This is a genomic window from Geothrix paludis (assembly GCF_022808815.1).
Lineage (GTDB): Bacteria > Acidobacteriota > Holophagae > Holophagales > Holophagaceae > Geothrix > Geothrix paludis.
Window position 1 is genome coordinate 209,176 of record NZ_JAKZLC010000003.1, and the last position, 26,021, is coordinate 235,196.

Annotated in this window: 17 protein-coding genes; 10 read left to right on the forward strand and 7 right to left on the reverse strand. The window is 61.8% G+C overall.

Features of this window, described 5'->3' with window-relative positions; translation table 11 throughout:
* Positions 1-39: 39 nt before the first annotated feature.
* The 10 genes from rplL to MLE64_RS09395 all read left to right on the forward strand — a co-directional run bounded on the left by rplL (position 40) and on the right by MLE64_RS09395 (position 16,469).
* Complete coding sequence (gene rplL / locus MLE64_RS09355) at positions 40-417, forward strand: 50S ribosomal protein L7/L12 (RefSeq protein WP_243288282.1); 378 nt, start codon at positions 40-42, stop codon at positions 415-417.
* Between the two features lie 370 nt (positions 418-787).
* The gene (gene rpoB, locus MLE64_RS09360) at positions 788-5,182 is read left to right on the forward strand and encodes a DNA-directed RNA polymerase subunit beta (protein ID WP_243317475.1); all 4,395 of its coding nucleotides are present in this window, start codon (positions 788-790) and stop codon (positions 5,180-5,182) included.
* Between the two features lie 42 nt (positions 5,183-5,224).
* Positions 5,225-9,448: a DNA-directed RNA polymerase subunit beta' gene (rpoC, locus tag MLE64_RS09365; protein WP_243317476.1), complete on the forward strand. Its 4,224-nt coding sequence runs from the start codon at positions 5,225-5,227 to the stop codon at positions 9,446-9,448.
* 114 nt (positions 9,449-9,562) lie between these two features.
* On the forward strand, positions 9,563-10,543 hold the full coding sequence (locus MLE64_RS09370; protein WP_243317477.1) for a GumC domain-containing protein: 981 nt from the start codon (positions 9,563-9,565) through the stop codon (positions 10,541-10,543).
* 161 nt (positions 10,544-10,704) lie between these two features.
* Positions 10,705-11,751, forward strand: coding sequence for a mannose-1-phosphate guanylyltransferase (locus MLE64_RS09375; RefSeq protein ID WP_279343022.1), 1,047 nt, complete (start codon positions 10,705-10,707; stop codon positions 11,749-11,751).
* Positions 11,752-11,800: 49 nt separating this feature from the next.
* Positions 11,801-12,160, forward strand: a complete 360-nt coding sequence (locus tag MLE64_RS15785; protein ID WP_279343023.1) for a phosphomannose isomerase type II C-terminal cupin domain — start codon at positions 11,801-11,803, stop codon at positions 12,158-12,160.
* Between the two features lie 138 nt (positions 12,161-12,298).
* Positions 12,299-13,192: an NAD-dependent epimerase/dehydratase family protein gene (locus MLE64_RS09380; RefSeq protein WP_243317478.1), complete on the forward strand. Its 894-nt coding sequence runs from the start codon at positions 12,299-12,301 to the stop codon at positions 13,190-13,192.
* 13 nt (positions 13,193-13,205) lie between these two features.
* Positions 13,206-14,249, forward strand: a complete 1,044-nt coding sequence (gmd, locus tag MLE64_RS09385; RefSeq protein WP_243317479.1) for a GDP-mannose 4,6-dehydratase — start codon at positions 13,206-13,208, stop codon at positions 14,247-14,249.
* Between the two features lie 20 nt (positions 14,250-14,269).
* Positions 14,270-15,259: an NAD-dependent epimerase/dehydratase family protein gene (locus tag MLE64_RS09390; protein ID WP_243317480.1), complete on the forward strand. Its 990-nt coding sequence runs from the start codon at positions 14,270-14,272 to the stop codon at positions 15,257-15,259.
* Between the two features lie 94 nt (positions 15,260-15,353).
* Positions 15,354-16,469, forward strand: coding sequence for a glycosyltransferase (locus MLE64_RS09395; protein WP_243317481.1), 1,116 nt, complete (start codon positions 15,354-15,356; stop codon positions 16,467-16,469).
* Here the strand turns inward: MLE64_RS09395 and MLE64_RS09400 are convergent, their stop codons facing one another.
* From MLE64_RS09400 to MLE64_RS09430, 7 genes are all read right to left on the reverse strand, one after another.
* The gene (locus MLE64_RS09400; RefSeq protein ID WP_243317482.1) at positions 16,470-17,576 is read right to left on the reverse strand and encodes a glycosyltransferase family protein; all 1,107 of its coding nucleotides are present in this window, start codon (positions 17,574-17,576) and stop codon (positions 16,470-16,472) included.
* Between the two features lie 3 nt (positions 17,577-17,579).
* Entirely contained in the window at positions 17,580-18,563 is a 984-nt protein-coding gene (locus tag MLE64_RS09405; RefSeq protein WP_243317483.1) for a hypothetical protein, read from the reverse strand.
* A gap of 152 nt (positions 18,564-18,715) precedes the next feature.
* Complete coding sequence (locus MLE64_RS09410; RefSeq protein WP_243317484.1) at positions 18,716-19,921, reverse strand: SAM domain-containing protein; 1,206 nt, start codon at positions 19,919-19,921, stop codon at positions 18,716-18,718.
* A complete protein-coding gene (locus tag MLE64_RS09415; RefSeq protein ID WP_243317485.1) occupies positions 19,918-21,048 on the reverse strand; it encodes a glycosyltransferase family 4 protein in 1,131 nt (376 codons plus the stop codon). Before MLE64_RS09415 ends, MLE64_RS09410 begins: the two co-directional genes overlap by 4 nt.
* Positions 21,049-21,127: 79 nt before the next feature.
* On the reverse strand, positions 21,128-22,585 hold the full coding sequence (locus MLE64_RS09420) for a flippase (protein ID WP_243317486.1): 1,458 nt from the start codon (positions 22,583-22,585) through the stop codon (positions 21,128-21,130).
* A gap of 265 nt (positions 22,586-22,850) precedes the next feature.
* Positions 22,851-24,455 (reverse strand): sulfatase-like hydrolase/transferase, encoded by a 1,605-nt coding sequence (locus tag MLE64_RS09425; protein ID WP_243317487.1) that lies wholly within the window; start codon positions 24,453-24,455, stop codon positions 22,851-22,853.
* On the reverse strand, positions 24,422-25,771 hold the full coding sequence (locus MLE64_RS09430; RefSeq protein ID WP_243317488.1) for a class I SAM-dependent methyltransferase: 1,350 nt from the start codon (positions 25,769-25,771) through the stop codon (positions 24,422-24,424). Before MLE64_RS09430 ends, MLE64_RS09425 begins: the two co-directional genes overlap by 34 nt.
* Positions 25,772-26,021 lie beyond the last annotated feature (250 nt).

Genomic DNA, 26,021 nt, shown 5'->3' on the forward strand with positions numbered 1-26,021 from the left:
CCCGAATCCAAAACCTTTCATCGCATGTAGGAGGCCATCATGGCTCTCACCGCCGACCAGCTCATCGCTGAGATCGAAACCATGACCGTCCTTGACCTGGCGAACCTGGTCAAGGCCCTTGAGGAGCGCTTCGGCGTCTCCGCCGCCGCCATGGCCGCTCCCGCCGCCGGCGGCGCCGCCCCGGCTGCCGCTGCCGAAGAGCAGACGGAATTCAACGTCATCCTGGCTGACGCCGGCGCCAACAAGCTGAACGTCATCAAGGCCGTCCGCGAGATCGTCGCCGGCCTGGGCCTCAAGGAGGCCAAGGACCTCGTTGACGGCGCCCCCAAGCCCGTCAAGGAAGGCGTGGCCAAGGACGAAGCTCAGAAGATCAAGGAAAAGCTCGAAGCCGCTGGCGCCAAGGTCGAGATCAAGTAGTTCCTTTTCCTGCACTAACGCAAAGCGTGGGGTGCCTCGTGCACCTTACGCTTTGCGGTTTTGTCTGGACATGGTACGATTATTCCTTCCGCCCGACCCCTCGGGCGGTCCCGCCACCTTCAAAGGCCCCTGGTTGCGAAACGCCTTCCGCCGCAGCGCCAATCACCTTGCTGGGCCGCTCCCTCCACCGATGGGTGGCGGGGTGGCCTTCGGTGCGTGTGCCTGCGTGATCCGCGTCGCCGCCTTCTGATCCCTTCCCCGGGGCCGCGGCTCCGGGGGCATCGCCGTCTTTGCTCAAGGCCCGCGACACCGCCCCATTGCGTCGCGAGCCGTTCATCGAAGGTTCCGCCAACTTCATCTGGAGCGAACCATGAGTGTTCAGCAGAACATCTACCGCCAGCGCCACAACTTCTCGAAGATCCGGTCCCTGGTCCCCATCCCGAACCTGATCGACATCCAGAAGCGGAGCTACGACGAGTTCCTCCAGATGAACCTGCTCCACAGCGAGCGGGAGTCCCGCGGCCTCAAGGCCGTGTTCGAGTCGATGTTCCCCGTGCACAACGGCAAGAACGCTGATGGCACGGACGCCACCCTCGAAGTCGAGTTCCTCGACTACACCGTGGGCCACTGGGCCTGCAAGTGCGAGAAGTACCTGGGCCTGGAGCACCTCCGCACCCAGTGCAAGCAGTGCGGCCACAGCATCGTGTCGGACCACCCGAAGGATCCCACGGTGGACTGCCCGAAGTGCGGCACCCGCAACAAGAACGCCGCGACCATCTGTGACGTGTGCCAGGAGCCCGTCTCGATGAAGCAGAAGATGGGCATGGACGAGTGCGTCGAGCGCGGCGCCACCATGGCCGCCCCCCTGAAGATCCGCGTGCGCCTCAACCAGTTCGACAAGGACGACAAGGGCAACCGGCGCTTCAAGCAGAGCCAGGATTCGGAAGTCTACTTCGGCGACCTGCCGATCATGACCGACCGCGGCACCTTCATCATCAACGGCACCGAGCGCGTGATCGTGAGCCAGCTGCACCGCAGCCCCGGCGTCTTCTTCAGCATCGCGCCGGACAAGAGCCTCTACAGCTCCCAGATCATCCCCTACCGCGGTTCCTGGATCGAGTTCGAGCTCGACTCCAAGGGCCTGCTCTACGCCCGCATCGACCGCAAGCGCAAGTTCCTCGGCGCCACCTTCATGCGCGCCCTGGGCCTGTTCAGCGAGGATCTCGGCTCCAACGAGACCATGCTCCGCCACTTCTACGCCCCCGCCACCTTCTTCCTCAAGAAGGGCAAGCTGAGCGTGGCCGTGAGCGAGCTGCTGGTGGGCCGCAAGCTCGGCGAGGCCGTGAAGCACCCCAAGACGAAGGAAGAGATCCTCGCCAAGGACAAGAAGATTACCCGCCGTGTCCTCGAGCAGATGGAGAAGGCGGGCATCAAGGATGTGCCCGTGGAGCGCGAGATGCTCGACGGCGCCGTGCTGCTGCAGGACATCGTGAACATGGGCACCGGCGAAGTGCTCATGGAGGCCAACGAGCCCTTCCTCCAGACCCACCTGGAGATGTTCCTGGCCAACGATGTGCAGTCCTTCGACGTCTGCTTCCCCGAGGCCGACCTCACCGGCAAGATCTTCTCCGAGACCCTGGCCAAGGATCACACCGAGGACAGCGAGGAAGCCGCCAAGGAGCTCTTCAAGAAGATCCGGCCCGGCGAGCCCGCCACGCTGGAATCCAGCAAGAAGCTGCTCTACGGCATGTTCTTCGACCCCCAGAAGTACGACCTCAGCAAGGTGGGCCGGCACAAGATCAACGCCAAGCTGGGCCTCAGCACCGACCTGGACTTCCGCACCCTCGGCACGGACGACTTCGTCCAGACCGTCCACTACCTCCTGCGCCTGAAGAAGTACGACACCACCCGCCAGGACATCGGCGAGATCGCCCCCGTGCGCGCCGACGACATCGATCACCTGGGCAACCGCCGCGTGCGGTCCGTGGGCGAGCTGCTGGAGAACGGCTTCCGCGTGGGCTTGGTGCGCGTGCAGCGCGCCATCAAGGAGAAGTTCAGCATCGCGCAGGATCCCAACAGCCCCCTGCAGGCGCACGACCTGATCAACAGCAAGCCCGTCATCGCGGCCATGAAGGAGTTCTTCGGCAGCAGCCAGCTCTCCCAGTTCATGGACCAGACCAACCCGCTGTCCGAGATCACCCACAAGCGCCGTCTCTCGGCCCTCGGACCGGGCGGCCTCAGCCGCGACCGCGCGGGCTTCGAGGTGCGCGACGTGCACACCTCCCACTACGGCCGCATCTGCCCCATCGAGACGCCTGAAGGCCCGAACATCGGCCTCATCAGCTCGCTCTCCTGCTACGCCCGCATCAACGAATTCGGCTTCATCGAGAGCCCCTACCTGAAGGTGGAGAACGGTCGCATCGTCCACTTCGCCAAGGTCACCAGCGTGGGCGACTCCAAGTTCGGCTACATGGACGTGGTCCGCCTGGAGGACCTGGAAGCCGAGAACAAGAAGCTGACCAAGGCCGGCAAGCGCGCCGCCAAGTTCGAGATGCATGCCTTCTACCTCTCCGCCTGGGAGGAGGACGAGCACGTCATCGCGCAGGCCAACGTCCCCGTGGACGCCGAAGGCGCCATCCTCGACGAGGACGTGACCGTCCGTGTCGCCGGTGAGACCAAGATCGTCGCCCGCGACAAGGTCACGCTCATGGACGTGAGCCCGAAGCAGGTGGTCTCCGTCGCCGCCAGCCTCATCCCCTTCCTCGAGAACGACGACGCCAACCGGGCCCTCATGGGCGCCAACATGCAGCGCCAGGCCGTGCCCCTCATCCGCACCGAGGCCCCCATCGTGGGCACGGGCATGGAGTACGTGGCCGCCAAGGATTCCGGCGCCTGCGTGGTCTGCCGCCGCTCCGGCATCGTCGAGACCGTGGACGCCAACCGCATCGTGGTGCGCGTCGAGGATGATCCGGACACCGAGGGCATCGAGTCCGGGGTGGACATCTACACCCTGGTGAAGTTCGCCCGCAGCAACCAGAACACCTGCCTCAACCAGATGCCCCTCGTGAAGAAGGGCGAGTACGTCACCGAGGGCCAGATCCTGGCCGACGGCCCCTGCACCGACCACGGCGAGCTGGCCCTGGGCCGCAACCTGGTCGTGGCCTACATGCCCTGGCGCGGCTACAACTTCGAGGACGCGATCCTGATCTCCGAGCGCGTGGTGAAGGAAGACCTCTACACCACCATCCACATCGAGGAGTTCGAAGTCCACGCCCGCGACACCAAGCTGGGCCCCGAAGAGATCACCCGCGACATCCCCCAGGTGCGCGAGGAGGCCCTCAAGAACCTTGACGAGAGCGGCATCATCCGCACCGGCGCCACCGTGCGCCACGGCGATATCCTGGTGGGCAAGGTCACGCCCAAGGGCGAGACCATCCTCAGCCCCGAGGAGAAGCTGCTCCGCGCCATCTTCGGTGAGAAGGCCAGCGACGTGAAGGACGCCAGCCTCACGGTGCCCCCGGGCATCGAGGGCACGGTGGTGGACATCAAGGTGTTCACCCGCAAGGGCCAGGAGAAGGACCTCCGCACCCAGCAGATTGAGCGCGACCAGATCGCCAAGTGGGAGAAGGACCTCTCCGACGAGGAGCGCATCATCCGCGCCGAGGCCAAGAAGAAGATCGTGGCCCTGCTGAAGGGCAAGGAGCTCTCCGAGACCCTCACGGACGACAAGGGCCAGAAGGAGCTGCTGCCCAAGGGCAAGAAGCTCACCCAGAACATGCTCGAGGCCGTGCCCTACCACCGCTTCCGGCAGATCTCCGTGGCCGCCGGCAAGAACCGCATCGAGACCGAGGTGCTGGACATCCTCGACAAGACCGAGAGCCAGCTCAAGGTCCTGCGCAACATCCTCGACGAGCGCATGGAGCGCCTGCTCAAGGGCGACGAGCTCATGCCCGGCGTCCTCAAGACCGTGAAGTGCTACGTGGCCGTGAAGCGCAAGCTGCAGGTCGGTGACAAGATGGCCGGCCGCCACGGCAACAAGGGCGTGGTCAGCCGCATCCTCCCCGTGGAGGACATGCCCTACCTGCCCGATGGCCGCCCGGTGGACATCGTGCTGAACCCCCTCGGCGTGCCTTCCCGTATGAACATCGGCCAGGTGCTCGAGTGCCACCTCGGCTGGGCCGGCAAGACCCTCGGCGTCCACTTCTCCACGCCCGTCTTCGACGGCGCCCGCGAGGCGGACATCAAGGGCTTCCTCACCCAGGCCTGGGAGAAGAACGGCAAGCTGGGCCCGGACATCACCGGCAAGACCATGCTCTTCGACGGCATGACCGGCGAGGCCTTTGAGCAGCCCGTGAACGTGGGCTGCGTCTACATGCTCAAGCTGCACCACCTGGTGGACAACAAAATCCACGCCCGGAGCATCGGGCCCTACAGCCTCATCACCCAGCAGCCCCTCGGCGGCAAGGCCCAGTTCGGCGGCCAGCGCTTCGGCGAGATGGAAGTGTGGGCCCTCGAGGCCTACGGCGCCGCCCACGTGCTGCAGGAGCTGCTCACCTACAAGTCCGACGACATGCACGGCCGCACCCAGATCTACCAGGCCATCATCAAGGGCGAGACCATCAAGGATCCCGGCCTCCCCGAGAGCTTCAACGTCGTGAAGAAGGAACTCAACGCGCTGTGCATCGATGTCGAGATGCTCACCCGCGAGGAGCTGGATCCAGGCCTGACGGAAGAGGAACCCGCAGTCTTCACCATCGAAGGCTGATCTCCTTCCGCATCCGTTCCCGACGAATCCTGAGAGGTCCACATGTATCCTGAGCAGCAGAACATCAACGCCTACGAGTGCATCCGGGTGTCCCTGGCCAGCCCGGACAAGATGCGCTCCTGGTCCAAGGGCGAGGTTACCAAGCCCGAGACCATCAACTACCGCAGCCTGAAGCCCGAGCGCGACGGCCTCTTCTGCGCCCGCATCTTCGGGCCCGTCAACGATTGGGAATGCCTCTGCGGCAAGTACAAGCGGCAGAAGTTCAAAGGCGTCACCTGCGACAAGTGCGGCGTCGAAGTCACCAAGAAGTCCGTGCGCCGCGAGCGCATGGGCCACATCGCGCTGGCCAGCCCGGTCAGCCACGTGTGGTTCTTCAAGGGCGTGCCCAGCCGCATCGGCTACCTGCTGGATATCCCCCTGAAGGATCTTGAGCGCGTGCTCTACTTCGAGGCCTATGCCGTCACCGAGTCCGGCGGCACCGGCATGAAGGAAGGCGAGATCCTCAACGAGGACAAGTTCCGCGAGGCCCGCAGCCTCCACGGCGAGGGCTTCAAGGCCCAGATGGGCGCCGAGGCCATCAAGGAGCTGCTCAAGCAGGTGGACATCGAGGCGCTCACCATCGAGCTCCGCGACCTCATGAAGAAAGAGACCTCCAGCCAGAAGCGCAGCAAGATCGCCAAGCGCCTCAAGGTGGCGGAGTCCTTCCACCGCTCCGGCAACAAGCCCGAGTGGATGATCCTCGACGTGGTGCCCGTGCTGCCCCCCGAGCTGCGCCCCCTGGTGCCCCTCGACGGCGGCCGCTTCGCCACCTCCGACCTCAACGACCTCTACCGCCGCGTCATCAACCGCAACAACCGCCTCAAGAAGCTCCTGGAGCTCAAGGCCCCCGACGTCATCGTGCGCAACGAGAAGCGCATGCTGCAGGAGGCCGTGGACGCCCTGTTCGAGAACGGCAAGCGCGGCCGCCTCCTGCGCGGCGTGAGCAACCGCCCCCTGAAGTCCCTCAGCGACGCCCTCAAAGGCAAGCAGGGCCGGTTCCGCCAGAACCTGCTCGGCAAGCGCGTGGACTACTCGGGCCGCTCCGTCATCGTGGTGGGTCCCGACCTCAAGCTGCACCAGTGCGGCCTGCCCAAGAAGATGGCGCTCGAGCTGTTCAAGCCCTTCATCTTCAACCGGCTCGAGCACAAGGGCTTCGCCGCCACCATCCGCCAGGCCAAGGAGATGGTGGAAGAGGGCCGTCCCGAGGTCTGGGACGTGCTGGAAGAGGTCATCAAGGACCACCCGGTCCTGCTGAACCGCGCCCCGACCCTCCACCGCCTCGGCATCCAGGCCTTCCAGCCCGTGCTGGTGGAAGGCAAGGCCATTCGCCTGCATCCCCTGGTCTGCACCGCCTTCAACGCCGACTTCGACGGCGACCAGATGGCCGTGCACGTGCCCCTCAGCCCCATGGCCCAGATCGAGGCCAAGGTGCTGATGATGTCCACTCAGAACATCCTCAACCCCGCCAACGGCCGCCCGAACGTGGTGCCCAGCCAGGACATCGTGCTCGGTGGCTACTACCTCACCAAGAAGCGCACCGGCCGCAAGGGCGAGGGCATGGTCTTCGGCAGCGTCAACGACGTGGTCGCGGCCCACTATGCCGGCGTCGTGGACACCCACGCCATCATCCAGATCCGCTACACGGGCGAGTGGGTGGACACCGAGGCCTGGCACGCGAAGGACCCCAAGAAGAACTCCGAGCAGGAGGTCTTCGAGGCACCCGCCGAGACCGTGAAGAACCAGCTCAAGACCACCACCGTGGGCCGCGTGCTCTTCAACCGCGCCCTCCCCGCCGAGCTGCCCTTCATCAACGGCCTGCTCAAGAAGGAGGGCCTGCTCTCCCTCGTGAACCGTGCCTACAAGCTGAACGGCCCCGAGGTCACCATCCGCATGCTGGACGCCATGAAGGACACGGGCTTCCAGTGGGCCATGCGCGCCGGCGTGTCCGTGGGCATCGACGACCTGGTCGTGCCTGACACCAAGGGCAAGCTCCTCAAGAGCGCCACCGAGGACGTCCGCGCCATCGAGAAGGAAGCCTACGAGGGCCGCCTCGACTCCTCCACGCGCTACAACCGCATCCTGGAAGTCTGGTCCAAGACCAGCGACCAGGTGGCCAGCGACATGATGAAGGAGCTGGAGAAGCGGAACGAGAACGACACGTTCCTCAACTCCATCTACATCCTCGCCGACTCCGGCGCCCGCGGTTCCAAGACGCAGATCCGCCAGGTGGCCGGCATGCGCGGCCTCATGGCCAAGCCCAGCGGCGACATCATCGAGACGCCCATCACCGCGAACTTCAAGGAAGGCCTCTCGGTGCTGCAGTACTTCATCTCGACCCACGGCGCTCGCAAGGGCCTGGCGGACACCGCGCTGAAGACGGCCGACTCCGGCTACCTCACCCGCAAGCTGGTGGACGTGGCGCAGGACGTCATCGTCAACGAGGATGACTGCGAGACCCTGGGCGGCATCGAGGTGGAGGCCATCGTCAACAGCGACGGCACCATCCGCTCCCGCCTGCGCGACCGCATCATGGGTCGCGTCTGCCTCGAGGACATCGTGGATCCCTACGATCCGTCCATCGTGCGGGCCCCCGCGGGTACCCTCATCTCCGAAGAGCTGGCGTTCAAGATCGAGACCAGCGGCATCGCCAAGGTCAAGATCCGCTCCGCCCTCACCTGCGAGGCCCGGCGCGGCATCTGCGCCAAGTGCTACGGCCTGAACCTGAGCACCGGCCGCCTGGTGGACCTCGGCGAGGCCGTGGGCGTCATCGCCGCCCAGTCCATCGGCGAACCCGGCACCCAGCTCACCATGCGCACCTTCCACGTGGGCGGCGCCGCGAGCCGCACCTCCGAGAAGAGCACCCACGAGGCCCAGATCGCCGGCATCGTGAAGTACGAAGGCCTCCAGGGCAAGACCGTGGTCAACCGTAAGGGCGAGACCGTGGCCCTCACCCGCAACGGCTACCTCCTGGTGACCGACGCGGACGGCAACGAGCGCGAGCGCTACAAGATCACCTCCGGCGCCATCCTGAAGGTCAAGGACAAGGAGGCCGTCGAGCCCCGCACGGTGCTCGCCGAGTGGGATCCCTACAACGACGTGCTCCTCACCGAAGTGGGCGGCGTCGCGGACTTCAAGGAATTCGAAGTCAACGTCTCCTACCAGGAAGAGAAGGACCCGATCTCCGGGAACTTCCGCAAGAAGGTCATCGATCCCACCGACGACAAGATCCACCCCCACATCAACGTCAAGGGGGACAACCACAAGGTCCTCAAGCGCTACAACATCCCCACCGGCGCCTACATCGAGGTGGAGGAGGGCCAGGAGCTGCTGCCCGGCGACGTCATCGCCAAGACCAGCCGCCAGCAGGCCAAGACCTCTGACATCACGGGCGGCCTGCCGCGCGTCACCGAGCTGTTCGAGGGCCGCAAGCCGAAGGAACCCGCCATCATCAGCGAAGTCTCCGGCATCGCGAAGTACGGCAACCGCGTCCGCGGCAACCAGAAGGTCATCGTCGAGGCCGAGACCGGGGAGAAGGGCGAGTACCTCATCCCCCGCGGCAAGCACATCCAGGTGCAGGACGGCGATGAGATCCGCGCCGGCGAGAAGCTCACCGAGGGCGCCGTCAGCCCCCACGATCTGCTCAAGGTCCAGGGCGACCGCGCCCTCCAGGCCTTCCTCGTCAACGAGGTGCAGGAGGTCTACCGCGCCCAGGGTGTGGTGATCAACGACAAGCACATCGAGGTGATCATCCGGCAGATGATGCGCTGGGTCCTCATCACCGACGTGGGCGACACCCCGCTCATCGTCGAGGAGAAGGTGGACAAGCACCGCTTCAAGGAGATCAACGAGCAGGTCATGAAGGAAGGCGGCCAGCCCGCCACCTGCGAGCCCCTGCTGCTCGGCATCACCAAGGCCGCGCTGACCTCCGAGAGCTTCATCTCCGCCGCCAGCTTCCAGGAGACCACTCGCGTCCTCACCGAGGCCGCCCTGGAAGGCCGCGTGGACTACCTCCGCGGCCTCAAGGAGAACGTCATCCTGGGCCGGCTCATCCCCGCCGGCACCGGCATGGCCCACTACCGCAACCTGGAGATCGAGGAGGGCGAGTACCCCGAGCCCACCCCCAACGAGTTCCAGGGCGGCGAGGACTTCGACGACGAATATGCCCGCATGGCCCAGCACGTCGAAGAGCTCCAGGGCATGACCGAGATCGACGGCGAAGACCTGTAGCCGCAATCTTCACAACACCAGCAAGGGCGGGAGCGATCCCGCCCTTGTTTTTGTGGCATCCAGCACAGGATCTGCGAGGCAGTCCCTGCCGGGGTTCTGGTAACCTATGCCCTTATGCCCAATTCGTCCACAATCCCGGTCCTGGACTTCAAAGCCAGCCTGAAGAAGCCCCTCCAGTGGGCCATGGCCGCAGGCTTGGCGACGGCGGTCATCACCCTCTTCCTGCCGAACTACTATCGTTCCGAGGCCCGGCTCCTGCCGGTGGAGTCCAAGGGGCTGGGCGGCAGCCTCGGTGGCCTGGCCACCGCCGCCGCGGCCTTCGGCGTCAGCGTGCCCGGGGGCGAGGGCAACGATGCCAACTTCGTGGACATCCTCAACAGCCGCTGGCTGAAGGAGCAGCTGCTCCAGACCGAGTTCCAATACCATGCGAGGTCCTGGCGCTTCGGCGCCGAGCGCCTCGAAAAAGGCACCCTCTACGCCTACGTGGATGAGAAGAACATGGATCGGGCCGTCAAGGAGCTGGGCAAGGTCCTCTCCGCCACCCGCGACCTGAAGTCCAAGGTCATCACCCTCAGCGCCGAGACGAAATCCCCCGAGCTGTCCCAGCAGGTGGTGCAGCGGGCCGGGAAGCTGCTGGAGGCCTTCCTCCAGGAGAAGGGCCACACCCGCGGCGGGGCCAAAGCCCTCTTCGCCGAGGCCCGCCTGGCCGATGCCCGCACGGAGATGGACCAGGCCGAGGACGCCTTCCGCCGCTTCCTGGAAGGCAACCGGAACTACCAGAGCAGCGGCGATCCCGCCGTCCGCCTCAAGGGCACCCGCCTGGAGAACGAGCTCCGCCTCCGCCAGCAGCTCGTCACCACCCTCGCCATGAACCGCGAGCAGGCCCTGCTGGAAGAAAAGAACGATATCCCGATCCTCAACCTGCTGGATCCTGGGAACTTGCCCATCGATAAAAGCAAGCCGGCGCGCTCCGTGATCGTCCTCGCCGTGATGTTCCTGGTGGGCGCCGGTGGATGGACCTGGCTCAACCGCGAGTGGGTGCGGGCCCGGCTGCTGGCCGGCGAAGACGAATCTGCAACCCTCATCCAGGAGTGATCATGAAAGGCGTCGTTCTCCTAGGGTGCATGGGCTCCAGTCTTGTTTCGCTGGTAGGTGGACTCTCGTAATTGGAAATGACTTGATCTTGATTTGAGACGCTACCGATGAAAGTCGGAGCATATTGTGAGAGATGGGTGATGCCAGTACCAAATCAGAATATGTTAGTCGCCGTAGTGATGGCCGGAGGCCGCGGCACCCGGTTCTGGCCCCGCAGCCGCAACGCCCGCCCCAAGCAGTTCCTGGCCATCGTGGGCACGGAGACGCTGCTGCACCAGACCGTGCGCCGCCTGGATGGCCATGTGGCCCCCGAGCGAATCTTCGTGGTGACCACGGAGGACCTGGCCGCCGAAACGCGCCGCATGCTGCCCGAGCTGCCGCCGGAGAACGTGATCGTGGAGCCCGAGGGCCGCAACACCGCGCCCTGCCTGGCCCTGGCCCTGGTTCAGATCGAGCGAAAGGTGCCCCACGGCGTCATGGCCGTGCTGTCGGCGGACCACTGGATCGGCGACCGGGACCTGTTTCTGGAGGACCTGGACACGGCCGTGAAGCATGCCGCCTGGGAGCATGAGCTGGTCACCTTCGGCATCAAGCCCACCTACCCGGAGACGGGCTACGGCTACATCGAATCCGAGGGCCACGGCCCCGTGCAGAAGGTGGTGGCCTTCCGCGAGAAGCCGCCGGTGGAGGTGGCCGTCCAGTACCTCGAATCCGGCCGCCACTACTGGAACGCCGGCATGTTCGTGTGGACCCTGACCGATTTCCGCGAGGGGCTGGCGAAGCACGCGCCGGAAGTGCTGAAGCCCCTGGACGCCTGGGTGGCGGCGGGCGCCGATCCCGCGGCCCTCGGCGCCGCCTACCGCCAGCTGCCCAAGGTGGCCATCGACGTGGCGCTCATGGAGAAGGCCGAGACGGTGGCGGTGGTGCCCACCCGCTTCCGCTGGTCCGACGTGGGCTCCTGGCCCGCGGCCATCGAGTTCCAGGAGACCGATCCCGAAGGCAACGTGAGCCAGGGCGAGACTCTGCTCCTGGACACCCGCAACAGCGCCTTCTTCGGGGGCAAGCGCCTCATCGCCGCCAGTGGGGTGGATGACCTCATCGTGGTGGACGACGACGACGCCCTCCTCATCTGCCACCGCGACCGTGCCCAGACCGTCAAGCAGATCGTCGAGCGCCTCAAGGCCGAGGGCCGCAAGGATCTGCTCTAGCCTGAAGACTGAAAACCGAAGACTGAGGACTGAAGACCGAGGACCGACCATGCAGCGACCCACCACCCTCCACGTAGACAAGCCCTGGGGCTCCTTCGACCAGTACGCCCTCAACACGCCCTGCACGGTGAAGATCCTCACCTGCAACCCGGGCCAGAAGCTGAGCCTCCAGCGCCACGCCCACCGCGGCGAGCTGTGGGTGGCGCTGGATCCGGGGGTGGTGGTGGACCGCGACGGCGTGGAGCTGCGGCCCTCCGTGGGCGAGGAGGTCTGGCTGCCCCAGGGCCGCACCCACCGGCTGCGCTGCGACGCATCCACGGGCTACCCCGTGCGCGTGCTGGAGGTGAGCCTCGGCACCTTCGACGAGGCGGACATCGAGCGCCTCCAGGACGACTACGGGCGCAGCTGATGCTTCAGCCATCACTGCATATCTGTCTCCGCGGTTCGATTGAAACCATACCTCCATTTATGTTGAACAACTGAAATATGATTTAGTTCTTTACGAAACCAGGCCCCAATAGATCGATTTTATCGGATTGTAAAACATATGAAACGACGTTCTTATCTGATGACCGGCGGATCTGGGTTCGTGGGGCAACATCTCACAAAACTGCTGATCGAACGGGGCGACCAAGTGACAGTTCTTGATCAAACTCTTTCTGTAAATCAATCAGACGGTGTAACTCAAGTTTTGGGAGATTTGAGGGACCCCGCAATCTTCAAAGACTTACCACGGGAATGGGATGGTGTAATTCATTTGGCAGGGGCTTCAATCCCGAGCCTTTTCTTTGATATGGCCCCTGTGATAACGAATTTGGGAATCACGTTGAATTTATTGGATCATATCAGAGATAGCCGTGTTCTCCTTGTGAGCAGTTGTCATGTTTATGGGTCTTCGGATCGTCCGCGGCATGAAGATGATCCACTGATTCCACAGGGAAAATATGGACTCTCCAAATATCTGTTAGAACAAACCGTTTCACCTTTTCAAGGTCGGCTAGATATACGTGTGGCTAGGCCCTTCAATCATCTTGGGCCAGGCCTTAGACCCGAGTTGATGGTTCCATCTCTCTTGAGGCGTCTATCGGAGGACCAATCTGGTGAGATGGTTCAAATGACTGGGCAAAATAGTGTGAGGGATTTTATTGATGTACGCGATGTGATTGCTGCGTATCTGGCAATAATTGACCTAGAGAAGCCTCAACATCATGTTTTCAATGTGTGCACTGGAAGAGCGACGAGTATTGAGGAGGTGGTTCAAGTTGTTTTGGACCTTCTTGGTCAGCAGCGGGAGATCGAATTCAAGGGAGGACCAAAATCTCAGGATGATATTCCCTTCTTGGTTGGGGTTCCCGATCGGCTGAATGCCGCCAGTGGGTGGCAAGCTGCTTTTACTCTTTGCGACAGCATTAGTTCCATGATTGCTAACCAAGCAATTTAAAAGGGGAGATCATATGAGTCGAATTGCTCTTATCACTGGTGTCACTGGCCAGGATGGCAGCTACCTGGCGGAGCTGCTGCTGTCGAAGGGCTACCAGGTCCACGGCGTGGTGCGCCGGGCCAGCCTCTTCAACACGGACCGCATCGACCACCTGCACGTGGGCGAGACGCCGGATCCCGCCTTCTTCCTGCACTACGGCGACCTGTCGGACGCCGGGGCCCTGCGGAACCTGCTGGATGAGATCCAGCCCGACGAGGTCTACAACCTGGGCGCCCAGAGCCATGTGCGCGTGAGCTTCGACCAGCCCGAGTACACGGTGGATGTGGTGGGCGTGGGTGTCATCCGGCTGCTGGAAGCCATCCGCAGCTACATGAAGCACACGAAGAAGCAGATCCGCTTCTACCAGGCCGGCAGCTCCGAGATGTTCGGCAGCGCCAAGCCCCGGCAGCACGAGGGCACGCGCTTCGAGCCGCGCAGCCCCTACGCCTGCGCCAAGGTCTACGCCCACTACCAGGTGATCAACCACCGGGAGAGCTACGGCCTCTTCGCCTGCAACGGCATCCTGTTCAACCACGAGAGCCCGCGTCGGGGCGAGACCTTCGTGACCCGCAAGATCACCCGGGCTGCCACGCGCATCAAGCTGGGGCTCCAGGACAAGCTCTTCCTCGGCAACCTGGACGCCAAGCGGGACTGGGGTTTTGCGGGGGACTACGTGGAGGCCATGTGGCGCATGCTCCAGCAGGATGCGCCGGACGACTATGTGGTGGCCACGGGCGAGAGCATCAGCATCCGCGACTTCCTGGGCCTCACCTTCGGGCGGCTGGACCTGGACTGGCAGAAGCACGTGGAGATCGATCCCCGCTACTTCCGTCCCGCCGAGGTGGACCACCTGGAAGGCGATCCGTCCAAGGGCCGGCGCATCCTGGGCTGGGAGCCCAAGACCGACATCCGGGCCCTGGCGGCCATGATGGTGGAGTCCGACCTCAAGCTGGCCCAGAAGGAACTCGTGCTGCGCGAGGCCGGCCACGCCGAGGCGCCCCGCGCCGGCTACCGCTGAGCCTTACGTGGATGACTGACATGACGATCAACCCCGAGGCTCCGATTGCAGTTCTGGGTGGTTCCGGTTTCATCGGGACCCGCTTGGCTGCCCGACTGGTCGAACTGGACCGAGCCTTCCGCATCGGCGATCTGGTGCCCAGTCATGACCACTTCGATTGCTACCGCCCGTGTGATGTGCGGGTCGCGGACTCCATGTCCGCGGTTCTGTCGGGTGCGGGTGCGGTGATCAACCTGGCCGCTGAGCACCGGGATGATGTCCGGCCGATCTCCCGGTACCACGAGACCAATGTGGAAGGAGCCCGGCAGGTCTGCCGGGCCGCCTCCGCGGCCGGCATCAAGCGGCTGGTGTTCACGAGCAGTGTGGCCGTCTACGGCTTCCAGGGATTCGCCGTGGATGAGTCGGGGCCCTTCAACCCCTTCAATCCGTACGGGGAAACGAAGCTGCTCGCCGAGGGCATCTACCGAGCCTGGGCCGAGGAGGATCCCGAACGAGCCCTTGTGATCATTCGGCCCACTGTGGTCTTTGGTGAGGGCAACCGGGGCAATGTCTACAACCTGCTGAAGCAGGTCGCTTCAGGCCGCTTCATGATGGTGGGGAAGGGGCTGAATAAGAAATCCATGGCTTATGTGGGGAATGTGGCCGATGCCTTGGTCCACGGCCTGAGCTTGGGTCCGGGGACTCATATCTTCAACTATGTGGATGGCCCGGATATGGACATGAACGAGCTGGTGACTTTGGTCTACCGGAGCCTGGGCCGCCCTGCGCCGAGCCGCTTGCGGATCCCCCTCTCCATGGCCATGGCGGGCGGCCATCTCCTGGATGGGGTGGCCCGGTTGACGGGGCGAACCTTCCCCATCAGCGCCATTCGAGTCCGGAAGTTCTGTGAGAACACCCAGATCAAGGCAGATCGAATTCGGACAGCGGGATTTCAGCCGCGGTTCACCCTTGCTGCTGCTTTGGACCAAACCATTCGGGAAGAACTGACGGAAGGCGCTTCAGCACAATGAATGACATGTGATTTTAAAACCCGAGACATATGATTCATCATGGATGAAGATCTTTAACCGAGCCTCTTGGTCTATGCGGGAAATGGTGGATTAAATGAAGATTTTGGAAATCAACAAACTCTATTATCCATGGACAGGAGGAATCGAGTTTGTTGCACAGAGCATTGCAGAAGGGCTCAATGATCGAGTGGACATGTCTGTTTTGGTCTGTCAGCCAAAAGGGAAGGGCAGCCAGGAAACGGTAAATGGAGTAAAGGTTACCCGCGCGAGTAGCTACGGGATCTATTTTTCGATGCCGATTTCATTGGATTTTTTTGTTAAATTTTGGCGAATGGCCAGAACTTCTGATATTATACAGTTACACGCCCCTTTCCCTTTGTCTGACTTTGCATGTTTGTTGTTTGCTAGAAAAAAGAAAATCGTGTTGTGGTGGCATTCGGATATAGTCAAACAAAAAAAGATAATGTTTTTCTATGGGCCAATCCTTAATAGGCTGATTCGCCGAGTCGATCGAATCGTGGTGGCAACTCAAGGACATATTGACAGCTCTGAGTACATCAAGCCGCTTGAATATAAGTGCGTGATCATTCCATATGGAATTCGAGTGGAAGAATATGATTGTCATAAGATGGAACCGATTCTTTCCACAAAACTTGTAGATACTAATGCAAAAAAGGTGTTATTCGCTGGCCGGCTCGTCTATTATAAAGGCGTAGATGTCCTACTGGACGCCATCTCATTGACCCATGGGGCGGAGTTGTTTATTTCCGGGGACGGGGCGCTAGAAGGGACCTTAAAAGAGCAGGCCGAATCCTTGGGAATTCAAAACCGGGTTCATTTCCTCGGAAAGCTGTCAGACGATGAATTGAAATCCGCTTTTTCTGATTGTGATTTGTTTGTATTGCCCTCCGTTCAAAACTCAGAGGCATTTGGGATTGTGCAGCTTGAAGCAATGATATCCAAAAAGCCAGTCATAAATACTTCACTACCGACTGGCGTACCCCACGTGAGTCTTGATTCGCATACAGGCTTGACAGTAAAGCCTGGTGACGCTGGGGCCTTGGCTAAGGCCATTCAGGCATTGGTCGATGATGATGGATTGCGCCAGGAGATGGGCATTCGAGCTGAAAGACGCGTCAGGGAAGTGTTCGACCTGAAGTATACAATTAATCAACTGTTTGCACTGTATCAAGACGTCCTAACCAAGTAGTCAGGTGACAGATTGTTGATCGTCACACATCGAAAGTGCGTGTGCCGGCCTGAAGATGGGTATCTTCTGAAGTTGCGAACGGACAGCCTCGGGAGAATATTGCTTTTCGAATAACCCTAGGCATTGATTTGAGATGTGTCTTGAATCGCTTTTTATTTGAATGATATGGGTTAGGAGTTTCTTTGGATCGAACCCATGGATGGGTACTTCAATGGCCGCTCCCTCTGTCAGTAGCAGCTTTTCTTTTTCGTGCTCCGAGACAAGCAGAGGGACACCGCTTCTCAAGGCTACCGGTGTGACGCCAGATTGGGCATAGGGTTTCCCATAAACATTCCAGACAATAATGGATTCGTCGAGAAGTCTTAGCATTTCATCATCTGAATAACTCTTGCCGCTCCTCGTCTCCACTCCGGGAAGGGGGCTGTCGAGGTTGCTGTAAGTCAGCATCGTGGCGCGAAGATCCGGTGATGAGGTCCCCATTTCGACTGCCAACGCCGAGAATTGCGTCAAGCATCTGGCTGAATCCGCACGGCCGAGGTAGAGAACGCGGTGCCTCGAATCGGAGGGAGAGGCCCTGTGACTCCTGGGCAGACTGGGAATGGCCAAGGGCATGACGAAAATGGAACCCCTGGCATGGGGGAAATGACGTATTGCGTGATTCACCAGAGTGTCGGTTGCGACCAGAATGATGTCGGCGATTCGGGTTTCCAGTTGCTGAGTCAGGGCCACCAGGGTTGCGTAGTGGGCTGGGTCGCCTTTGCTGAGTTTTTCGCGCAGATTACTGGGCTCGTGCAGATAATAGATAACCGGAATCCGGTTTAATCGCGCCCAGAGCCCGATGAGCACATTGGCGGGATGCACGCTCTGAAAGAAGATGGCATCTATCGGCCCTCGGTTCGGATTGACCAAGTTCAAAAGGAACCGGAAGGGTGTCGTGACGACGATGGAATCGTCCGCTTCCAAGGGATGGGGTGGGGCCCCTGCTCTGGATCCTGCATAGGAGCAGGTCCATCCGAGCATCTTTAATGCTTCCCATGAGGCTTGTATGAGCGTTCCGTGGATGGGACGCTCGGACCAGCAGATGAACAGGAGGTTGCGGACGGCCACGGATCAACCTTGGGCAGAGGGAGCGGTCGGTGCCGAGGCTGACGAATCCAATCGGCGAGGCCGCCAAGCAGTCAGCCAATGCCAAGCGAACAAGAACAGAACCAGGAAGATGAGGAAAGAGAATACATCCTGGATCCGTGAGCGCAGGAGGACGATGCACATCAGGCCGGCGAAGATGCGGGTGGAATTGAGGGCATTCCGTTGGAGGAGGCGCTCGAGGAACCTGGCCAGTCCCCCCAGCACCGCACCGGCCGAAAGCGCCGTCAGAACCGTTGGCCGGTAGTAAAGCAGCTCACCCAGGTAGGTGAAAATGGAGACGGATTGGATGTAATCCCCGAAATGGGGGTAGATGACCTTCGTCATTTCCACGTTGAAGGAGAAGATCTCCTTCTGGAAAAGGAAGGAGGGGAGAAACTTCTTGAAGAACTCGAACAGGAAGTCCAGCCAACTGCCGCCGTCGAGGCTCTTCTCCAGGAGCAGGGAAAGATTGAGGTAGGGCCAACCCAGCGCATCGAAAAGGGGGTTGGAGAAGGCCATGTTCTGGAAATCCCCCCGAATGTAGCTGGCCGCGAGGAACAGCCCCAGGGCCCCGGCACCGGCGAGGACCAGGCGCCGGCCGTTGATCCTCACGCCCAGGAGGATGGAAAGCACGGCCATCAGGAGGTAGCCCCGGCTGATGCCGATTTCGTAAACGAGAAAGCACAGGACGAGGACGTACGGCCAGAGGCGTTTGGGGCGGGCGAGGGTGCGGGCGTGGTCGAACAGGGCGAAGGGGGCGAAGACGGCCGCGGCCCCTAGCAGGTCGATAATGCCCCGTCCCTGGGAGACGCCCGCATTGGTGCTGTCGATGAAATCGCTCACCGCGGAGCTGGAAAAAAACAGGTTCTGGGCGAACTTCTGGCGCCCGAAAAGCGCATCCAAAAGGAAATAGGCTGCGAGGAGAATCATCAATAGCCGATGAGCCTGCGGGGCGGGAGTGGGCGCCATGGGACTTGGTTTCCGCCAGCCCCACAAGGAAAGTCCGACTGGGAGGGAGACGGCCACCACCGCATAGAAGACTTGGCTGCCTCCCAGGAGGATTCCCGGCAGGCCCCAGGCCAAGAGGCCGGCCAGGATGAAGTGCTGGAGGCGCAGACTGCTCAGCATGAGAAATGCCGGGTTATGGCTGCCTGTACGGCTTCGACATACTGGCGGGCGGGGTGCGAGGTGGAGGCTTGGGAGAAGGGCAGGTCGCCGGTGGGCCGCTGGCGCACGGATCTGACTACGGTGTCGGCGAGTTCCTGGAGTTCCAGAGGCCAGCCGGTCAGCACGATCTGCGTTTCAAAGAGGGCCTGAAGGCCCGCATCGACACCGAATTCTGTGGTGACAAGGCCCCGGCCTGCCAGAAGGGCCTCGACGGACTTGATCTTCACGCCCGTCGAGGGCCCGACGGGGTTGATGACCCAGCCCACCTTCTCGTAGAAGTCCTCGAGGGCCGGGACCCGCCCGAGCACTTGGCCTCCATGGGCCTCCACACGCGCCCGGTCGGCTTCTGCCAGCGAGGCACAAATCCCACCGGCCAACACCAGCCCGACGCCGGCGGTTTTTAATGTGTTAAGGAAAGTTTCAGAGGCGAGAGCCTGGATGACCACCTCGTTCTGGTAGCCGCGGGCGGCCAAGTAGCCCACAGTGGCGGGCAGGTCATCAGTTTGAAGGTGGGCGAATCGGTCATGGTCCACGGGGAGGAAAGTCGCCACAGGTAAGGAAACCCCGTAGAGGCGCTGGAATTCGGCCTGGTCTCCTTCCGAGATGGCGATGCAACGGGCTCGCGAATGCAGGATGGCACGTTCGTCCCGGGGCCTGAGGCTGATCCAGCGCCGCGTTCCGATCCGTTCATGCCGTTCGGCCATGACATCCCCAAGGTCCACGACCACTTTCCCCCCGCCACGGTGTAGGCCGAGCAGATGAAAGGCCCAAGGGTAGTAGCACACGATGGTCTGGTAGCGGTCAATGAGTCTGGCGGGTAGGGGGGTGGTGACGGGGAAGGTGAAGTGTTTTATTAACTTGAGTTTGTTGCATGCAATGACATTGCCTCCGTACCAGGCCAATGCATTCAAGCGGGCGATCTGGGGGTAAACCCCTCCCAGGGCGCGGGCCTTGAACCCCGTATTCTGCAACCACCGCTGGGTCTCCTCAGGTGATGACGAGAGGGAGAGGACATCGAGTCGGTTGGAGTAGGCCTGTTCCAGGGCCTTCAGGATTTGGAGTTGCCGCTGCAGCATCCCGTTGTTGGCCCGGAGGTCAAGGGGCGAAAGATACAGAGCCCGCGGGGCCTGAGACGAGGGGAGGGTGGCGGATTGGGTCATGCGCGCAACCGGATCTGGGAGGTGCGGTCGAAGGCGCCGAGAATTTGGTGGGCTGATTCCTTCCAGGTGAACCGGAAAGGAGCATGGGGTTGGCCGCTCGGGAACCGCATAGCCCGTGGGGCGTGTAGGAATGCCTCGTAGGCTTCGACCATGGCGGCGAGGTCTGTTCCATGGCACAGAGCTGGATAACCCTCCACCACTTCCCGGAAGGGGGGAATGTCGCTGCACAGGATCGGGCAACCGACGGCCATGGCTTCGGCCAACGGCATTCCGAACCCCTCGTACAAGGAAGGCATGAGCAGGGCCCGGGCATTTCTCAGCTGACAAGGAAGGACCGCCCGCTCCAGGTAGCCGGTGCATTGGGCGATGCCCGTGGCTTCCAGAGCTGAAATCCGCTTCAGCAGGGTGGAGTCACGCCAGCCCTTCCCACCGACAATCCGAAGCCGAAGGCCGGTCGGCCAGGTGCCCCGACGCACCAGTTCCTCGACACAGCCGATCAGCCGGTCGAGGTTTTTCCGGGGTTCGAGGGTTCCGAGCACGATCAGGTAGTCGTCCTCTCCTGCCCCAGGCTCCAGCGAGCTGGGAGGGGTGAAGAACAGGTCATCCACGCCGGGGTACACCACTGCGTGGGAGGTCGCTCCGAAGAGGGTGAGCGCCTCCTGCTCGGTGGCCTTGGAGATGGGAAGGAGGAGGGAGGCACGGCCAAGCCAGTGTCGGAGGTTCCACTTCCGGTACTGGCGGGGCATCCAGGCCATCGTCTCGGGATAACGTTCCGGGACGAAGTCATAGATCGTCAAGGCCACCTTCAGTCCGGAAAGGGCAAAGGGCACCAGGCCGTTCGCGGCCCAGAGAAAGTCCCCGCCGAGCTGTCGGCAAGCCCGTGGCAGGATGGCGTCAAACCACCAGGCGCGCCAGCCCGTGGCATGCTCTTTCCGGGCTTTTGAAGCCTTCAGGTCATGGATGACATTGGGTAATCGCACGGGGGAAGTGGGGTGGTAGGGGGACAGGACGATGAACTCCCAGTCGGGTCGCTCAAGGGCCATGGCGTTCAGGAGTGAGTGGGTGTACTGGCCAATCCCTGTGAGGGGGTAGCACAAGGGGGAACCGTCCACGAGGATGCGTGTCATGCGAGTTCAGATTTCTGCTTGGCCCGGGCCGGCGGGGGGAGGTGGGATAGCTTCGAGTGAGTCCAGGGTCGCATCAGATTCATGAAAGATGGCCTCGGGGCAGCAGTCTCGCTTTCAGGCGGTCCGGAAGCCTGTCCCCTAACATCTTCCGCTCCTCGTCGGCCAGGAGGAACCTCCACCCCCAAAGCACAAAGGCTGTGGGAAGGACGAGGCCGCCGAGGAAATGGATCCAGGTCTGGTTGGAGACCCCGCCTGCTAGGGCCACGGCCAGGAAACAAGCGATTCCGGTCCATTTGGAGGCGGATCCAGCCTGACCCCGGATGGTGAGCATCCGCGACATGATCCGCAGGATGAGACCCAGGTCGATCAGGGCCCAGGCGCACCAGACCATGGCTGTTCCCCGGGTTCCAAAGGCCTTCACGGCCAGGTATGAACCCAGAAGGTAAAAGGGGATTTCCCACAGATGCCGCTTGGTGGTCAGATCTGGGCGGCCCATGGCCTGGATGAATGCAAAGGGGACGTAGCCGATCGAGATGGGAACCATGCCAAGCGCGATGAGCTGGAAGATGAGGGCGCTTTGGCTGGACAAATCCGAGCCCAGCCAGAACGTCAGCATGGGTTTGGCCAGGAGCATGAGCGCCATGAAAAGGGGAACCGTGACGTAGGCCATCGCGTTGAGTGCGGTCACCGCCAAACGGGAGACCCGTTCGGGCTCAGATCTGAGGCTGCTGAAGGCAGGGAAAAGCACTCCGACAATCGAGGTGGGGAGGATGAGGACCCTCACCACCATGTCGAAAGGGGTCGCGAAAACGACCAGAGCTGCGGTTCCCAACATGGCGCTGATGTAGAGACGATCGATGTAGGCCATGGTCATCAAGGTCCCGATCAGGTTGTTGGCTGTGGACCATAGCCCAAACGAGAAGATTGGCTTAAGGAACGCCTTGTCGAGGGATAGGCGGCCGAACAGGCCCGGAACGAGCCTGTAGCACTGGATGGCATAGACGCCGAGTTCAAGCAGACGCACGGCGACCAGCATTCCCACAATGGCCCAGACTCCCTGGGAGAAGGCCAGGACAGGGAGCGGAGATAAGTAGAGCAGAATGCCGACTGCGGAGCGCGCCAGGCTGACTTCCTTGAATCGCTGGTAGGCCTCCAGCACCCCCCGGAGGGCCGTCCCTAGGATGACGAGTGGAACGGCTGCTGCGGCCATGGTCAGACAGTGGTGCGCGTCTTGGATAACCGATGGGGAAACTTTCAGGAAGTGATTGGAGATCCACCCACCGCCGGCAATCAGGATAGCGGCACCGCCCAGGCCTACGCAGAGCAGCAGGAGGACGCCGGTTTGCACAATGGCGGGAATGTCTTCGGGCTCTCCCGATCCCAGACGCTCGGCGATGCTCTGTGTCAGAGCCCGCCCGATGCCCAGGTCGAGCAGGGTGGAGTAGCCCACGATCATCCACACGAAGGTCAGCAGGCCAAAGCGTTCCGGGCCCAACCTGTGGATCAACAGTGGGATGATGACGATGGCGGCGGCCATGGGGAGCACATAGCCCAGAAGGGTCCAGGCCATTCCACCGGTCAACCTGCGTGATTCAGACATCTTCACGTCCCACACCTGAAATCCGCACGCCTGCACGATTTCCGATTCCAGAACCCAGGGGACGCATCGCCCCGTCATCGTGTGTAGGTATCGTCACGAATCACCGCGGGGGACGAAAAGGTTCATTTGACCGCCTGAAAGGAAAGTGGGGAGGTTGCGGGTGAAGGCACCTTGGTCGGGTGATTCGGGATCAGTGGGGAAGTCATTTGATCAGGGGATCGTAGGCGCCCCGTGGTGGGAATGTGCCTGCCCATTGGGCGACCCGATCAGAAGTGAGCTCCGCGTCGAAAAGCCAGTCCTTGACCAATGGATGGATGACGCGGTTGTTCATGGGTGTGTCGTTGTGGCGCTCTGCTGAAGGGCCGGCGAATTTCATCAGCAATGGGATTCGATGAGCGAATTCGGGCGCGGAGAAAGCCGGAGGTCGTGGCGGCAGGCCCTCGGCAGTGATGGCGCGCTGCCAATGGTCCGAGGTGAGAATGATCGTCGAGTCGTTCCAGGCCCTCCGCTCTTCGAGGCGATTCCGCAAGGCGCCGATGGCCTCGTCTACGAGGCGGAGGTTGCCGAGGGAACCGGGGTGGAACCCGCATTCGGAAGGGGGGGTAAGGCAGGGCGCATGCGGAACAGGAAGGTGAACGATGACGAGCTCGTGGGTGGGGCGGGAAGCCTCTTCTAGGAGGCGGTTCAGAAGGTTTGAGTGAAGCTCCCGCAGATGAGGAAGCTCCAGGTCCTTGAGCAGACCCTTGAGACCAGGGAGAGATTCGATGGCCAGCGAAAGTTCAAACTTGACCGCCGCAGGGAAGTGGCCCTGGCTCCGTTCGGCTTTCTCCCATTCGGCATAGTAGGGGAGGCGGCAGAGCTCGAGTGTCTTCCGCTGACTCTGATACCGCTTTCCGTAAGCGTGGTAGTAGTCGATCAGGAGGGTCCGCTTCCCCTGCCGGGAAGCGAGGAGTGGCAGATCCTCGAGTTCACTGAGGCGATATCGCTGTCCTGATTCAGCATCTTTGAAGGACAATTCGCAGTCTGGCTCTGTGGCTACTTCGGAGAAGAGGCGCCCGGAGAGAATCGAGGGAATGGAGCGTTTGGTTTCGCTGGCCGGCGGATAGGCGCGCTGGGTCTGGAAGGATTCCTTGGCAAAAGCGTCCAAGTGCGGCAGCAACAGGCTCTCGGGTCGGTGGGCAAAGGTCCAACCATAGTCCCATTCGTCAAACACGATCAGATACAACTGTCGGGCAGGCGGGGGGCCTGGAGCAAGAGCGGTCACCTGGGGAACGACCCCGTCTCCGGGGCGAACCTGGAGGAGAATGGAACCCAGGCACAGCAGGGGTAGAGGCAGCAGCAGGAGCAGGGCGGACCGACTGAGGTGTTCCGCCTGGGAGGGCCACCGGTGGATCAGGAAGAACGCAACAACTACCAGCGTCAGTGAGACCGTGTAAAAAACGGGGCGCCCGATCAGCGACTTGAGGATGAACAGATTCAAGTGGGAGTACGATCCGGTGAGAGTCTCCCGGATGGGGTGTTGCAGGATGACGAGCGCGAGCACATGGAAGCCGCTCCTGGGAAGTCCCGAAAGCCGAGCCTTTTTGTACACAATCCATGAGAGGATATAGATCGCGATTGTAGCGGTGGTCACCAGGAACAGGAGCGCTGCGACCGAGGTGATGGTCGGGTTCCAGGCCCCAAAATATTGGTCCGTGCTTCCGGGAAGGAGGGCTTGCCAGCATCGGAAGAGAAGGAGATTGGCCGCCGAAAAGCTGAGGAGCAGGCGCATCTTCATGCCGGACGGCGGGACGCCAGGTACAGGCATCTGTCTCCTCCGTCCAACCGCCTCCGGGCAACGATGTCAAACTGGGCCTCGAGCGCCTGTTCGAAACTGGCGACCGTCAAGCCTGCGTATAGGTGGGCATTGGGTCCGGCCAATCGTTGGAACTGCGGGTCATCAAACGGCACCCATTCGATGACGAGCCAGCGGGTGGTCTGTTGGGACAGGTGCCCAATGACCCGCTCTAGTGGAATTCTCTCTCGAACCAGTAAATGGTGGATCAGCGCCAAGGCCAAGACCATGTCGAAGCGGTCCTTGGTCCTCTCCAGGAATGGAGCCTCTTCCCCGTTCTCCCACCCAAGGGGGGGGGAGGGACGACCTAAATCCATGACCAGCGGGAGGATGTCGAGCTGTTCAGTGGCGGCTGTCCACCACAGGCGGTCTACACAGGCTGCGTCCCCGTCTACCGCCACGACTCGGGCGCCAGCTTTAGCCGCGAGACGTGAAAAACGCCCGGTGTTGCATCCGAGGTCAAGCACTGCTTTAGGAGTGCATCGCTCCAGGGACTCCTGGATGAAGCCCTCCTTGGCTCGCAACCCGCCTGGGCTATAGCTTTCCCCCGCCTGGTCGTACTGCGACCAGGCGGTGTCCGGGGCGGTCTGCGACACCCAACGGTCCAGCTGCTTCCTCAGCCCATGGAGAAGGCGCCCGGTGATGGCTCGGCCCATATTCTCATCACTATCCCGCCAAGTCTTGAGCCCTCCGTGAGATGATCCGGCCCGGCCTTTGGTGAAAAGGGTTGGGAGGGTAATGGCCGTAAGCACACCTGGTCTAGCTCGTTGGAAGACGCTTAATTGACTGTAGGCCTCTTCCGGTGAAAGTCCGTCGCGTTTGGACAGGTAGATCCATCCCAACGGGGTTTTGTTCAGACGATGGAGGATTTGAGGAATGAGAAATGTCCGGATGAACTGGCCGTAGGCGACCCATCCCATCTGGCCGGCCGAGCGGGGGGTGGGGCTCAAGTGGTCGACGAAGATTGGCCGAGGCCCCTCAAACAGTACATTTGAAGGGCTGGCATCTTTCAGTTCCCAGCCAACCTCAAGCAACCTCTCGTTCAGTTCCAAGGTGAGCCGCGCTGCGCACAGAAGCATGCCCTGGGACCATTCGTGGGCATAGCTCGGGAAAAAGATCCTGGGGTGTATCCAAGCTTTCAAAAGAGGAGGGGTCTCTGATCCAAGTTGGATCTGTGGATCTTCCGGATCAACCTCGGAGCTGGGAATCCACTTCCCGGCCTTCTGCAGTTCTTCGAGGAGAGCCCGAAGTGCGGGCGGGAAGGGGGCTTCCCATGTCTTCCATGCCATCCGGGTGACTGTGTCCGGTCCAATCCGGGTCTGCCCGTGGGGATCCCTGAAGGAGGTCCGGATCATTAAAGTTCAGGCCTTTCCATCAAGGCGGGGGTGCTTGCCGGGCCTGAACCGAGAAAGGAACCCGAGCACTGTTTTGCGGAAGGCGATAAATGAGCCAAGGATGGAAGCTGCAACGACTTGGAAGAGCATGGAGCCAGAGCCTGGGTCGACATACATTTCGGGGCTCCTCAAGAAATGCAACGCC

Coding starts and splice junctions, on each gene's coding strand:
- rplL (WP_243288282.1), top strand. CDS start 40: ATGGCTCTCACCGCCGACCAGCTCATCGCTGAGATCGAAACCATGACC.
- rpoB (WP_243317475.1), top strand. CDS start 788: ATGAGTGTTCAGCAGAACATCTACCGCCAGCGCCACAACTTCTCGAAG.
- rpoC (WP_243317476.1), top strand. CDS start 5,225: ATGTATCCTGAGCAGCAGAACATCAACGCCTACGAGTGCATCCGGGTG.
- MLE64_RS09370 (WP_243317477.1), top strand. CDS start 9,563: ATGCCCAATTCGTCCACAATCCCGGTCCTGGACTTCAAAGCCAGCCTG.
- MLE64_RS09375 (WP_279343022.1), top strand. CDS start 10,705: ATGTTAGTCGCCGTAGTGATGGCCGGAGGCCGCGGCACCCGGTTCTGG.
- MLE64_RS15785 (WP_279343023.1), top strand. CDS start 11,801: ATGCAGCGACCCACCACCCTCCACGTAGACAAGCCCTGGGGCTCCTTC.
- MLE64_RS09380 (WP_243317478.1), top strand. CDS start 12,299: ATGAAACGACGTTCTTATCTGATGACCGGCGGATCTGGGTTCGTGGGG.
- gmd (WP_243317479.1), top strand. CDS start 13,206: ATGAGTCGAATTGCTCTTATCACTGGTGTCACTGGCCAGGATGGCAGC.
- MLE64_RS09390 (WP_243317480.1), top strand. CDS start 14,270: ATGACGATCAACCCCGAGGCTCCGATTGCAGTTCTGGGTGGTTCCGGT.
- MLE64_RS09395 (WP_243317481.1), top strand. CDS start 15,354: ATGAAGATTTTGGAAATCAACAAACTCTATTATCCATGGACAGGAGGA.
- MLE64_RS09405 (WP_243317483.1), bottom strand. CDS start 18,563: ATGGCGCCCACTCCCGCCCCGCAGGCTCATCGGCTATTGATGATTCTC.
- MLE64_RS09410 (WP_243317484.1), bottom strand. CDS start 19,921: ATGACCCAATCCGCCACCCTCCCCTCGTCTCAGGCCCCGCGGGCTCTG.
- MLE64_RS09415 (WP_243317485.1), bottom strand. CDS start 21,048: ATGACACGCATCCTCGTGGACGGTTCCCCCTTGTGCTACCCCCTCACA.
- MLE64_RS09420 (WP_243317486.1), bottom strand. CDS start 22,585: ATGGCCGCCGCCATCGTCATCATCCCACTGTTGATCCACAGGTTGGGC.
- MLE64_RS09425 (WP_243317487.1), bottom strand. CDS start 24,455: ATGCCTGTACCTGGCGTCCCGCCGTCCGGCATGAAGATGCGCCTGCTC.
- MLE64_RS09430 (WP_243317488.1), bottom strand. CDS start 25,771: ATGGCATGGAAGACATGGGAAGCCCCCTTCCCGCCCGCACTTCGGGCT.